The following is a 14188-nucleotide window of genomic DNA, read 5'->3' on the forward strand; positions in this document are numbered from 1 at the left end:
GAGTTTCCTTTTAGGTATATCGAGGTTTATGGATAATGTCATCACCCAAAGTACATTTGGCAGTAATGCAAGGTTTGTGGAAGTTTTATGATGAAAGGAATCTGCTTAGGGGGAGGTATTCGGATAATCCTGAAAACTCTGTAGTTTTCCTTTTGGGATAAACCGTTCTTAAAGTTTGACTAAACTTTGCGGGCATTCTTTTTTCGTAGGTAAAGAAAACCTACAACCAAAAGGATTATGACAATTGCGGCTGTGAATACAAACGGAGGAACGGATGTGGCAATAGCAATGGGTTCCGCATCACCCATCAATATCAACCCAGCCCAATATTGGGGAGAAACCGTATCTTCCGGAGCTTTAATGATATAATCTAGTTTTGCTTTTTTTAGCGCTTCGTCCTTTGCAAATCCATCGGCCACATATTCGTAAAAGGAAGCTACTATACTGGTGCTGGCCTTCTCATCTATCATCCACAAGCTGGTCAAAATACTTTCACTTCCCGCATAATTAAAGGCATGTGCCAAGGAGATCATGCCTTCGCCCGATTGGTAGGTAGGTTTGCCTGTTTCACAAGCAGTAAGGATGGCCAAGTTAGATGAAAAATCGTGATTGTAGATTTCATAGGTAAAAAGTGAATTATCTTCAAGATTGGCTTCCCCATTTGTGTTTTTCGCAAAAATAAGCCGTGAAAGTTCTGGGCTCACATTGTTGGAATCGGCATGGGTGCCGATATGAATGATTTTGTGCTCTTTGGCAGAAGTTGTAAAAACTGGTTTGGTAGCGTTCGCATTTAAAAATGAGCTACCCTTAAACCTTTTGCTGAATTTTTTCACCAAATCTGAACTGAACGGCTGTGGCAAAAGGGTTAAGTAGGTTTTATCCAAGTTGATAGAATCGGTAATGGCCAACTCATAGTCACCCTTCATAGTATCATTGAACTCAGGTGCAAAAGCTATAAAATCATTACTATAATCAACTGTTTTTCTATCCTCATGTAACAACAAAAGGCTGTAATTATAAGAAATACTATGCTTGGCCAAGAGGCTTTGAGTAGCAAAATCCTTAAAGCTTTTTATTTTTGTTGGACACAACAGATCAAAACTTAAATTAAAAAGCTCAGCATCGGGGAAAATAATTACTTTTTCGGTTTTTACCAGCTGTGCTAAAGGCTTCCAGAGCTGTTCATATAGTTCCTGCGAGGCATCTGCAATTACGGCTATGGGGTTTTCATATTTGGATAGGAGCTGAATTTTATTGTTTTTCCTATTAAAATTAAGGTGCACTAATTTTTCATGGGTCGCATCGGCCACATATGCGTAGAGCTCATTCTCAATAAATAGATAGCGAACTAAAGTGGTCTTGGACGGAATCTGCTTCTGTAACTTGTCCAAAGGTTCCTCAATTGTAGCATAACGCATTTTGTAATATTTGGGATAAGCTCGACGTAACGAATCCAAAAAAGTACCCCAGGCTTTATCAGTATTAAAAAAGGATTCAATTTCTTTTTGATCTAGAGAACTGGACAATTCATCCCTTAACATTTTTTCCCTTTCCAGTACCTCTTTCGGAACATCTAAAAAACTCAAGTTTTGCTTGATGTTTAATCGAGCCCGAATACGATTATAAATACTGGACTCGTGGATGGCAATTAGCTTTTTTAGATTGGCGTCATCAGTTTTTAACGCATGCAAGTCCAAATACAATCGCTTGAGAAATTTGAAAAAGTCATTGTTTTCTGCAATGAGCAGTTTGATATCATCAACAGATTTAAGGGCAGTTTTGCGTTGTTCTAAAATGGCCACCCCTGATAGGGTATATTCTAATAATTGTTTCAAAAAGGCTTCAGATTTATTACTTTTCAAGTAATATCTCGATTGCGCGTTGATCAATATTGATTTGGGTTTATGATACGTAATTTGAATCGAATCAGATTTGTTATCTGCATCCAAGTGTCCCAATTTAAAAGAGGATAGCGCTTTTTCGCTATATTCCAGTGATTGTTGGTAGTCTTTTAGAATAAAGTTGACCTCGGCCATATTTTGGGTATGATAAAATTTTACCAGCTGGTTTTGGAAATTTGTTCTATTCGTATAGTCATATGCTTGTTTTGCCAATTTTATAGCCCTCTCTTTATTCCCAACTTTGGCATAGAATAAAGACATGGTAATAAAACTGCTTAGCTCCTCTCGTAAATAGACCCCTTTGAACTTTTCATTCAAAATTGCCTCTCCTTTCTCATAAAAAAATTGTGCTTTGGTAAAATCTTCCATGGCTTCGGCCAAAGATGCTCGCAACATTTGTGTGTAACTATTTAAATAGGCCAACCCTTGTGGGTCGCTATCAATAATAACAAGTGCCTTGTCCAGAAAATTTACCGCCTCCTCATAGTTTCTTGCATATAGATGAGCTTCACCAAGAATGACCAATGAAAAAACGATGTCGGCATCGTTATTGTTTAAATATGCAAGTTTTTGCTTATAGGAATAATCGATTAAATCAATTGCCCGCTTATATTCGCCTATTCCGTAAAAAAAGGTTCCGAGATTGTCGATAGTTACAAGCCTATTCCTAGTAGCTCTTAGCTTTTTTGATTCGTCCTCGCCATTATCGATGTAAGTTTGGAAATCAGAGATGGTTTCTTGGATGTATTGAATTCCTTTTTCAGTTTTGCCAATGTTCTGAAAATTTAGGGCTAAATTATTTTTTACAATTGCCCTCCTATAATATACATCTGGATCTCCATCTTGAAGATCATCTAGTACCTTCAAAGCTTTTTCGTAGTAATAAATGGAGCTATCTAAACGCACCAGGTTGGCATGTACTCTTCCCAAATTATTATAGACATTATAAAATTGCTCTACATCAATAATGCCATGGGCTTCCAAAATATATTTGGCCCTATAAAAGTGTTTTTGGGCATCAACATTGTTTCTTAAATATAACAGGGCTGTGCCCATGTTTCCTTCCAAAGCGGATATTTTTGATTTTTCTACGCCGATTGATGACCTTGCAATTTCTACTGCTTTTTTACTTGCTTCATAATTTTTTTGATGATATCGCGCATTAAAATATAGATTCGATAGCGCTATTAAGGCATCCACAATAATATGACTCTCTTTACTTTTTTCAATTTTTTCCACAAAAACTTCGGCCTTATTGATAGCTAGCTTTGGATTATTATTGGAAAGTTCAAAACTCCCCACTAACGGAATATATTTGACCAAAGAATCATAATTTTTTTGTGCGTGAAAAAAAGAAAGCCTGTGGGCCAGTTTTTTTTGAGCCTCTTGGGTTTTACCTTGATCTAATAAATTCTGAATTCCTGTGTAATCTGCCGTAGATTGGTTCTGAGCGTTTAGGCCATGAAAACATCTTATAATAAAAAGGAGAATTAAAATATATCTAATGGATAACATTGATTGATTTTTAACAAGAGAGGGGGAACTAACTTATTCGCCCAATTCGGAAATGAGCTCCTTACTTTTTCTTAAACTACTTTTTTTCAGATTTTCTTTGGCTGATGAAATATCGGCTTGTTTTAAAAGCGCCATTCCCAAATAGTAAAACGCTTTATCCTTAAAAACACTTTGTTCCTGTTTCACTGCTGTTTTCAAAAAAGAAATAGCATTTTTTTCATTTCCATTGGCTAAATGGGCCACCCCCAAGTAATAGTTAAGCGTATCGTTTTTCGGTTTTTGTGACAGCTGCTCTTCCCACATCTCAATAGCGGATTCGTACTTACCATACTTATAATCGACCATTGCTCGTGAAAAGGCATAATTATCGTTCTTGCCCATGGTAGTTGGGAGTCCTGAATCTGGAACAAAATATTGGGAGAAAAGACGGTCACTTTGTGTTGGCTTGTTCATAAGCCAAAAGCTTCCCAGTCCAATCAAAACTGCAACCGAAGCAGCAACCCAATGGAAACGATTTCTTTTGTAAGTCGGTTTTTTAAGTATTTCGGAGTCCGCTTGCTTTCCTTGAAATGGTTTATGAAAATCATTTAATTTGGATATAAGTGCTTTTTCTTCTATGCCTTCTATTAAAGCCCTTTGCTTTTGAAATTCTTCCCGAAATTTTTTATTGGTTTGTAGTTTCATTTCAAATGCTGATTTTTCAGTACCGTCCATCTTGTTAAAAAGATAGCTTTCGATAGCTTCAAGCTCTTGTTCCGATATGTGTTGTTGCTTATTGTCCATTTCTAATTTGGGCCTCAAAAGCGAACTCTCGCAAGCGTTGCATACATCTATATTTCTTATTTCGGGTCGAGGCCGCATCTAACTGCAATTCGCCTGCAATGTCCTTCATCGATTTTCGTTCAAAATAAAATTTCATCAACAACGACCTGCACTGTTCGCCAAGCAGATCTATAGCTTTCATAACAGCTATCTTGGACTTCTCCTCCTGTGTACATTTTTTTTCAGTTTCTATCTCATCCTCCACTATCCTTAAATTTCCCACTTCCTCAGCATTTATTGTATTTCTATGAGTAGTTGACCTTAAAAAATCCTTCCATTTGTTCCGGGCAATTTGGCATAGGTAGGCATCAATGGTAGTGCCGTGCTGTATCTGAAACTTATCGTTTCGAACATTTTTCCAGGTGGCAATAAAAGCTTCTTGAAAAATGTCTTTTGCCATAGTCTTGCTCCCGCTGTTTTTTACTACGTAAGCCTCAATTTTTGGATAGTTACCGTTATATAGAGTTCCCATCACCAATTCGTTATTGGTCTTTAAACCATCTATGAACTCTTCTTGCGTAAGATTGTTTTTATATGCGATGGTTTCTTTGTGCATTACATTGCTTTAAACGCAAACGTAATTTACAGTTTTCCACAGCTTTACAAAACAAATAAGGTCAAAACATATTATTTAACGGTTTTACGCAATACCTCGTTTTATTTTATATGAATTCACGTACAAATAGTTATTAATTATTCTTATTCTACGGAAGATCTTCAATAATGACGGCCCAAATATCAAAGCTGCCATTGTTTTCCCCTACATCCCCATCTGATGAAGATGAGTTACCTACGATTAGAAATCTATCCGCATTTAATAGAACCATCTTGGAAGCGAAGTCAGAATTAGTGCCCCCAAGAGAGACTTGATCTAATATCTCTAAGGAAGGTGATAATTTCAAAACCCAAAAGTCATTTTCTCCCATATTTTCCAATACATCGGTATCCGAGCTATTGGAAGAAGTTGTTAGAAAAAAATTCCCATTTGGCGCTTCTAATAGTGCCGATCTAAAACCTTCAGAGCCACTTCCACCAAAGCTCGCCTGATCCAATAGATTAAGTGAACCATCGATGGTAAATATCCAAAGGTCATCGGAGCCATTATTCGATGTTAAATCACCATCAGCAATGTTGTTGTTGGAAGCGGTAACTATATAATTTCCATTTTGAAGTGCTGTGATGGATGTTCCGCCATTACGTCCGCTAGAACCAAATGTTTTCTGATTCAACAACTGGCCAGTATCATCTATTTGTAATATCCAAACGTCACCATCGCCCTTATTGCTTGATACATCGCCATCCGCAGATGTTGTAGTGCCTACAACAAGAAAGTTTCCATCGTTGCCTTCAATTAGAGAAATGGCTACATCAGAAGCACTGCCCCCATATGTGTTATTCCAAATGAGCACTCCATCTTCGTTGATCATTGTTACTGATATATCATTTATACCGGCACCATCCTCGCTAAGGTCAGGTTGTATAGATCCTACCAATACTATGTTTCCGTCACTGGTTTCTATTAAATCTATAGATGTATCCAGAATACTTCCAACGCCGTAGGTCTGTTCCCAAATGATATTTCCCATAGCATCTATTTTAATAACATAAAGATCAAAATCAAATCCAGATGTATCAGTTTGTGTGAATCCTGCAGCAATAAAATTGCCATCTTCGGATGCGACGATATTTTCTAGGCTTCCTATTCCACTTACACCTACCTCTTTCTCCCACGAGATATTAAGTTCGCTATTTGTAGCCATTAAAAAAGCATTTTCGTCCGATTGTATCCCCGAAAAGATGAAACCTCCATCCGGTGTCGAAACAACCCCATTTCCAAAATCTCCAGATGTACTCCCAAAATTTTGTTCTAGGATTAAGGTAAGCCCTACTGCATCAGAATTTATTGGTGCATCATTATCATCTTTTGGCGGTGTTGATTCCATTGGGGGTTCTATAACCATACTATCATTATCATTGGAACAACTCACAAAACTTATTGATACCATTAGTATCCAGACTACTTTAAAAAATTTAGTTTTTTTCATGACTATACTTGATTTTACTTCGGAACTGGATGTGTTTAATTGTTGGGGCTCACATTGTACCATTCTTGATGGTTCAGGTTCATATCACCATTGGCGTTATAAAAATTATCGTCTGTCATAATGTATTTTCCATCACTGCTCATCCAATAATGTTCTGCCCCCGCTTTTACCTGATATTGCTGTCCATCCGCATTGGTGACAGTTTCTTCTCCATTAATCATATTCAAAAAATTTCTATGATTATTACCGGAGGACCCATAGTTTGTGTTACCATTTAAATTCTGTAAAAAACGAGCTTGACTAGCGTCCATGGCGGTGCTGATATTTCGCATTTTTTGTTGATGGGCATTAAAATTGTTCCATCTATCTCGCATTCTATTTTCATGTTCAACCTGACTTTGCCGCTGTTTTTGTTGTACTACATAATCTCTATATTGTTTCCATTTTTTTCCTTCAACTTCACCTACAGAAGCCGCAACAAATTGCGCTACATTTTTTTCAAAACTGTTATTAGAGGATACCATAAAATGTTTTTCATACGTCCATATTTGTACTTGTGTTGACATTGAAGCGTCTGAATTCATAACGATTTGATGCATGATTATCAATGCTTTTTCATTTTGAGGACTGGCCCATTCCGTTGCCAACATGTTATAGCCATAGTGTCCCATGCCGAGTCGTTGAAGTTTTTGTGCTATTGATGTATATAATTCTGGTATCTCTCGTATTTGTAAAAAATCAAAGCCATACCTGCCCATAAGAGGTACTAATTCACCATTTGCAATATTCTCTAAAGGAATGACCGGACTAATCTGTTGTCCCTGTTGGGACATTAATTGTTTGTAATAAGGGTCGCTATAGTTGTAATATCGCTCGGTTTCTGAATTGAAGGCTATGAGACCATTCTCGTTCTGAATCTGATATAGAAAACTAGGAAAGTTTACATCAAACTTGTACACTGGTCTGGAAACTACATTCCATTCCGTTGGAAATTGCATGGTTTTAGTGGTCAATCCTGTCTTTACATCTTTAAAAGCATGCGGCCTTTTGGCATTCTGGAACATGCCAAAGAAAGATCCATCAGATGACCCGTAGGTAGCATCATCTATGCCATTTGGACTTTCTTGAAAATTAAGACAAGAAGTTGCTATCAAAAGTAAGAGTAAAGAAATAGGTAAGACTAGTGCTTTCATAACTATCTAAATGTTTAGTGTATATATGTAAGTATCGAGAGGGCTTAAAAATGTCATCAATCTTGCTCCTTGCCAATTGAAATCGGAAGTCAAGAAATTATCTTATTTAACGAAAATGGCATAGGCTAGAACAAAGCTGAAGTCATTGTTGGGCAACACTATCATTTCATCATTTTTCCAATAGGTAGCCAAAGCATTTGAACCGCTACCTGTAAACCCTGCATAATACACATCATCCTCATGTTTTGTTATAGAAGATGCTTCACCTATTCTTGGATCTGATAAGATTTCCCCATTTAGCCAATAGCGTAGATTAAGATTATCATTGATAGCCTGACTTGAGCCACAAACATGGATATTGTCATTGTCAACAAGAATCCCAAATGCTCCTGTAAAGGATGTATTTGTTTCAAGTACCGTAATTTGACCATCATGCCAATAACTGGCAATATTAACATCATCCCCATTAATTTCTTTATCTTCTCTTAAAGCAATGTATACTTTATCTTGATCTATAGAAATATCATTGGCCCATCCAAAGCCGGTGCCATCTGTTAAATTGACCGTGGAACCATTTAACCAGTATTTTGCAACGTTTACACCTCCTGGACCAGTGCTTTCATACCCAACAACATGAAGATCGTTTCCTGAAAGCGTAAGCGAAAGTGCTGTGGCAAACTTTGAACCATCTGTTAAGGATGTTGATGTTCCATTTTCCCAATATTTAGCTACTGATTTACCCCCAGCTATTTCTGAATCTTCTTCACCAGCTATATATACATCATCACCATTTACTAAAATGTCATATGCAATAGCGTCTCGAGAACCATCTGTTATTGGAACACCAACCCCGTTCTTCCAATATTTTGCTATAGATACTCCATTTTCATATTCGTATCCAGCTACATAAACATCAGTGCCGGATACATATACTGAAAGTGCTTCAGCGTCTGTTTGACCATCTGTTAATTCGATTAGTTCTCCATTTACCCATAGCAATGCCTGCAAGGGTACTGATCCATTATCTTCATTGCCATTTGATCCAACAACAAAAACGTCGATATCTTCTGTATCGGGCATATCATCAGACATATCCATATCAACATCATCAATCATGTCAATATCCCCTGGTCCGTCATTTGAGCACGATATAAAAATCAAGGCTGTGAATACCATATTCAATACAATAAGTTTTTTCATAATTATCTAACTTGTTTGGTTATATATTACTATATCGAATTAATGGTATTTTGTCATCACTTTTGTTTTAACTGAAGTATAGTTTTTAGATGTCATCTCTATAAATAAATGTTATGCTCTTGAGTGCAGGATAGAATAATTGTCTTCACGGGGTTAACTCTGCACAAGACTTGTCAGTCCTTATAAAAAGACACGTATATACTTTAAAGTGCTTGAATAGGCATATTTAAAAGCTTCAATACCTGATTCTCAAGCAGTGGTTTTGTGATTGTTAGACTAACATTCTTGTTTATTGTATTGAAAGCCAGAAATACTTAAGGGTTGATGTCGGTAATTTTGAAAAAGGGTCTTCAGAAAAGTTTCGTAAAACCAACGTTTCTTGGGACAACCCACTTTTTGATTTGAAGTAATTAATCCCAGGTTTTTCTAGACTTTAACGGTTTGTTTTAAAAGTTCAATTCCCCATTCCTATCTGGAAACTTTCTTCAATATCTGTGGAAGGTGGGTTTTCAAGATTTAATATGGTCCCTTAATTTTTTATAGTTACTATGGAAAGCTGTTATCTAGTGTTGAGTTAAATAAAATCAACAATCAACTCATATTTTTAGTATTTTTGAGCCGAATAATTATTCTAATCGGCTCATGCGTTACAATTGGCAACAAAAAGATTGGCCCAAATTTCAATATCAGACTGCAGACATTGAAGATTTTCTCTTTGATTTTGCACAAAGAACGGGTCGTATCAGTGGTGTGTTGGAAGGGCTTTCCGAAACCGAGCAAACCGAAACCATGATCAACCTTATGGTTTCCGAGGCTATAAAAACCTCAGAAATTGAAGGGGAATACCTGAGCAGAAATGATGTGATGTCCTCCATCAAAAGAAATTTGGGTATTCAACCCAATCTTCCTTTGACCAATGACAAACGAGCTGAAGGTGTGGCTGAACTTATGTTGGCAGTTCGTAATGGTTTTAGTGAACCACTGACCACCCAAATATTGTTTGGTTGGCATAATATGCTGTTGAAAGGAAATAATTTGGTGCAAGTTGGTAAGTGGCGTACCCATGAAGAACCTATGCAGATTGTATCAGGAGCTATGGGCAGGGAAGTAGTACATTTTGAAGCTCCTCCTTCAAAACGAGTTCCTGCTGAAATGGATGGTTTTATCAATTGGTTCAACCAAAGTCAGGATGTTATCAAGAAGCCAATTCTAAGAGCTGCTGTTGCCCATCTGTATTTTGAATCCATCCATCCTTTTGAAGATGGTAATGGAAGAATAGGGCGTGCCGTTGCTGAAAAAGCACTTTCGCAAAGTATAGGCCGTCCAGTGCTGTTCAGTCTATCCAAATCCATAGAGGGAAGTAAGAAAGCATATTATGATGCATTGCAAAAGGCGCAGCGTTCCAATGAAATTACGGATTGGGTGAATTATTTTGTCAAAACTGTTTTAGACGCTCAAATAGATGCAGAACAAGAAATTGAGTTTACATTAAAAAAAACCAAGTTTTTTGATCAGAATAAGGATGCACTAAATGACCGTCAACAAAAAGTGGTTCGTAGAATGTTGGAGGAAGGACATCAAGGTTTTGAGGGAGGCATGAATGCCCGAAAATATATTTCACTAACGGGTACCTCAAAAGCTACGGCCACTAGAGATTTACAGAATTTGGTGCAGAAGGGTATTTTCAAACTGATTGGAGGAGGACGAAGTACCAGATACGAAGTGAATCTATAATCTTCAATGAACCGGAATTTTGATTAATTCAAGATGTGTCTTTGTTACCACAAAGACATCTTGTTTTGCTCCCGTAGGTTGCAAAAGAAAACTATACATTAGGCAGTTGTTTAGAATGGTAAAATGAAAGAGCGAGTGAAACGAAGTTTCACGCTGCAAGCCCTAAATCTTACCAGGGACTAATACTACTGAGCGAGGCAAATGTTATATTTCAAAGCGAAAATGGGTCAACTTTTTTCGCTGTTTATAGGACTTTCGAAAGGATTTGACCCAATTTCTGAAAAAAAGAATAATAGAAAAAATGGTAAGTCTATCTATTTAGGCTGACCAAAAGATGTCATTGCTTTACTCACAATTTTTAGGTTTTTACTGTAAACTTTTTCAGTGTTTTTGTGAGATTCCAGAGTTTTTACAGTAAAAAATCGAAATTTCATCAAGAGAATTAATTGATAGAAAACCTTGATTCTACTGGCCTTTTGGCCAGAAATCGGACAACGTAGCACCGCTTTAGCGTGCTACCCTCTCGCTATACCACCCAACCCTCTAAAGTCGTTGTTTGGTATACCTTCGGCCTGACAAAAAGAAGGTTGCGCCCTATCGTGTTTTTGCCTTACGCTTATCTTTCCGAATGCTACAAAAACCCCACAGGAACCATGCGCAAAAGTTAAGGGTAAGGCTTTGGGACTTGACTACGTTTTGGATGGAGTTTCGTTCTCTGGTTTTGGACTCTCTTGTTCTTTTAACCGTTCCTTTAACAAATCCATTTCATCTGCAATTTTACTATCGAGAACCTTGGCATAGATTTGAGTAGTCTTTAAAGAACGATGCCCTAACATTTTACTTACAGTAGAAATTGAAACTCCGTTGGATAAGGTAACAGTTGTTGCAAATGTATGTCTGGCTAAGTGCGTAGTTAGATTTTTATTGATGCCACATACATCGGAAATCTCTTTTAAGTAGGCATTTGATTTTTGATTGGTCAGTACGGGCAAAACACCTTTTCCATCCAACACATAAGGATGTTCACTATACTTAAGGATAATCTCTTCGGCAGGGGGAAGTAACGGAATACTACTAATCGCCTTTGTTTTCTTTCTTGGCATTTTAATCCATCTATCCCCATTGACTCCGATTATGATATGCTCTTGTTTTAGTTGTTGTACATCCGAATAGGCCAAACCTGTATAGCAGCAGAAAACAAAAATATCCCGAACCAAATCAAGGCGTGGTAAAAATGATTGCATCTCACGTAGTGTATCCAATTCGGTTTGGGTCAAATACTGCTTTTCCTTTGTTTTCCAAGAAGCTTTCCAGTGGAAGAAGGGGTCTTTGGTTATCCATTCATTGGCTAGGGCAATCCGAATAATCTTTTTGAAGTTCACAACATATTTAATGGCGGTGTTATGCTCACAGTTTCGTTGAGACTTTAAAAAGAACTCCAACCCCGTTATGAATTTATAATCGACCCTACGGACTGGAATATCGTTTCTATGATAACTGTGTTGTATGTAAGCCGATACGTGCTTAAAAGCAGCCTTATAACGTTGCAACGTTCCTTTAGTGAAACCTTTCTCTAATAGACTTTCGATTTCATCATTATGCTCTTGAAAGATTTCTAGAAGCATATACTCTTTACCTTCTTTACCCAGATAAATATTCTTTATGATGGTAGCTGAAATATCCTCTCGTTCTTTTAGCAACGAATCGTAAATATCGTAAAGCCTATTCTTGACATTATCCAGAAATCGATTGAAATTGGATACCTCTGTAGTAGTTCCTCTCAGTTTTCCACCCCGTGAATCCCACCGTTGTTCATCTATTCGACGACCTAAGCTGAACTCACCACGCTTACCATTTATAGTAATACGAGCGTAGAGCATCACCATTCCGTAATCATTTCTTTCTGATTTTTTCGGGTAAAAAAGGACGTTCATCTTTCCATACATAGGTGCGGGTTTTAAATCCTCACCAGAAGGTACGAAAAACAAATGTTAAAATTTATCCGTAAAGTTTTCTTTAACAGTCAATTACAGCGATTTAGGTGCGGGTTTTTTGAGGGGTAAAATACGCACCGAATTCCGCCCTTTTTATATGATATTATATGGTGATTTTTGATATTATTTAAAATTAAAAAGCCCGTAAATCATTGATTTACAGGCTTTTTGTGAAATTTTGAACAATTTCTAGCGGTCTGGACGGGACTCGAACCCGCGACCCCCTGCGTGACAGGCAGGTATTCTAACCAACTGAACTACCAGACCAATGATTTTATCTTTGAAAGACTCTGACAACAGTCAGATTCAAATCTTGTTCAATTACTTTTTGCAAAGCGAGTGCAAATATACATTGCCCATTCCTATTCAACAAGAGATTTTTTAAAAATAATGGCTAAACAAATTTCTGCCGCTCAATCATAAAAGTATTTAGTACCTGTGAAAAGTTGGACCCTACATCCACTCCCATGTATTTGATATTGTATTGAGCACATTTCAACTTCAAGTTTTCAATGTATTCCTCAACTTTTTGGTGATAAGCGCCTTTGATATTATCAGCGTAAACATCTATATGTGTTCCACTTTCGACATCTACAAAGCGTTTGGGTGTGTTTTCAAAATCAAAACTAAGTTCATGCTTATGATCCAGTAAATGAAAAAGGACCACAGCATGCTTATTATACTTTAAATGACGGAGTGCGTCAAATAGTTGTGCTTCCTCTGTTTCTGTTTGAAACATATCAGAAAACAAAAAGATAAGGCTTCGTCTGTGGATTTTTTCCGCAATTTGATGGAGGTAAGTATATGTTTTGGTCGTTTCCGATTCGTTTATCGTATTCGAAACTTCATTGAGTTTCGAGTACAACATTTGAAAATGTCGTTCACTACTTTTTTCCGAAGTATAGAAATTATAGGAATCTGAATAGATGCTCATGCCGACCGCATCACGCTGTTTTTTTAAAACTTGCATTAGTGCGGCAATGGCCAGTACACCAAAGCCTATTTTATTGAGGTTGTCCAACCCAAGTTTGTCAATTTTTGGATAATACATGGAAGCCGAATTATCTAAAATCATATGACATCTTAAATTGGTCTCATCTTCATACCTTTTGGTGTACAAACGATCGGTTTTGGCATACAATTTCCAATCAATGTGTTTGGTGCTTTCCCCTGGATTGTAAATTTTATGCTCGGCAAATTCTGCAGAAAATCCATGAAATGGACTTTTGTGGATCCCACTTATAAAACCTTCGACTATTTGATTGGCCAAAAGTTCAAGATTTTGGAACAATTGAGCCTTATGAAGTTCTGATCGGATGTCCATAGTTGGATTAAAAGATCAAGATAAAACAAAAAAGGTTTGGCATTTGCCAAACCTTTTTTAAAATATATGTTTTAGAAACTAATTTTATAATACAGCTTCAATTGCGTCTGTGTATGCTTTCTTTGGAGACACCCCAACTTGACGGTTAACGATTTCCCCGTCCTTAAAAACAAGAACCGTAGGGATGTTACGTACACCGTATTTGGCCGCAAACTGTTGGTTTGCATCTACATCAACTTTTCCGACTACCGCCTTTCCTTCATATTCGTTACTTACTTCGTCAATGATAGGACCTACCATTCTACAAGGACCGCACCATGCCGCCCAAAAATCAACCACTACTGGTTTATCGCTTTTAAGTACTACTTCATCAAAAGTTGCATCTGTTATTTCTAGTGCCATTTTATTTGTTTTAATATTCGCAAATTTAGTCAAATATTGCCCATATTCCTTACTGGCC

At 37.1% G+C, this 14188-nt stretch carries 10 protein-coding genes and 1 tRNA gene; 1 reads left to right on the top strand and 10 read right to left on the bottom strand.

Going from position 1 to position 14188, the window contains the following annotated elements:
- Positions 1–179 precede the first annotated feature (179 nt).
- From IAG46_RS13385 to IAG46_RS13410, 6 genes are all read right to left on the bottom strand, one after another.
- On the bottom strand, positions 180–3416 hold the full coding sequence (locus IAG46_RS13385) for a CHAT domain-containing protein (protein WP_190810898.1): 3237 nt from the start codon (positions 3414–3416) through the stop codon (positions 180–182).
- Positions 3417–3449: 33 nt separating this feature from the next.
- The gene (locus IAG46_RS13390; RefSeq protein WP_190810899.1) at positions 3450–4199 is read right to left on the bottom strand and encodes a tol-pal system YbgF family protein; all 750 of its coding nucleotides are present in this window, start codon (positions 4197–4199) and stop codon (positions 3450–3452) included.
- Positions 4189–4794, bottom strand: a complete 606-nt coding sequence (locus tag IAG46_RS13395; RefSeq protein WP_190810900.1) for an RNA polymerase sigma factor — start codon at positions 4792–4794, stop codon at positions 4189–4191. The genes IAG46_RS13390 and IAG46_RS13395 overlap by 11 nt, the downstream gene beginning before the upstream one ends.
- A 148-nt stretch (positions 4795–4942) precedes the next feature.
- Positions 4943–6283 carry a hypothetical protein gene (locus tag IAG46_RS13400; RefSeq protein WP_190810901.1) on the bottom strand — a complete coding sequence of 447 codons (1341 nt, stop codon included), beginning with the start codon at positions 6281–6283 and terminating at the stop codon, positions 4943–4945.
- Between the two features lie 35 nt (positions 6284–6318).
- Positions 6319–7476: a hypothetical protein gene (locus tag IAG46_RS13405; protein ID WP_190810902.1), complete on the bottom strand. Its 1158-nt coding sequence runs from the start codon at positions 7474–7476 to the stop codon at positions 6319–6321.
- A gap of 102 nt (positions 7477–7578) precedes the next feature.
- Positions 7579–8676, bottom strand: a complete 1098-nt coding sequence (locus IAG46_RS13410; protein WP_190810903.1) for a hypothetical protein — start codon at positions 8674–8676, stop codon at positions 7579–7581.
- A gap of 642 nt (positions 8677–9318) precedes the next feature.
- On the opposite strand from IAG46_RS13410, the gene IAG46_RS13415 reads away from it, so the two are divergent.
- Positions 9319–10410 carry a Fic family protein gene (locus tag IAG46_RS13415; protein ID WP_190810904.1) on the top strand — a complete coding sequence of 364 codons (1092 nt, stop codon included), beginning with the start codon at positions 9319–9321 and terminating at the stop codon, positions 10408–10410.
- Between the two features lie 689 nt (positions 10411–11099).
- On the opposite strand, the gene IAG46_RS13420 is transcribed toward IAG46_RS13415, so the two are convergent.
- From IAG46_RS13420 to trxA, 4 genes are all read right to left on the bottom strand, one after another.
- Complete coding sequence (locus IAG46_RS13420) at positions 11100–12356, bottom strand: site-specific integrase (protein WP_190810905.1); 1257 nt, start codon at positions 12354–12356, stop codon at positions 11100–11102.
- 241 nt (positions 12357–12597) lie between these two features.
- A tRNA-Asp gene (locus IAG46_RS13425) sits at positions 12598–12671 on the bottom strand.
- A 127-nt stretch (positions 12672–12798) separates the two neighbouring features.
- Positions 12799–13728: a DUF58 domain-containing protein gene (locus tag IAG46_RS13430; RefSeq protein WP_190810906.1), complete on the bottom strand. Its 930-nt coding sequence runs from the start codon at positions 13726–13728 to the stop codon at positions 12799–12801.
- An 84-nt stretch (positions 13729–13812) separates the two neighbouring features.
- Positions 13813–14130 carry a thioredoxin gene (trxA, locus tag IAG46_RS13435; protein WP_190810907.1) on the bottom strand — a complete coding sequence of 106 codons (318 nt, stop codon included), beginning with the start codon at positions 14128–14130 and terminating at the stop codon, positions 13813–13815.
- Positions 14131–14188 lie beyond the last annotated feature (58 nt).

It is taken from the genome of Flagellimonas sp. S3867 (genome assembly GCF_014698935.1).
Classification (GTDB): domain Bacteria; phylum Bacteroidota; class Bacteroidia; order Flavobacteriales; family Flavobacteriaceae; genus Flagellimonas.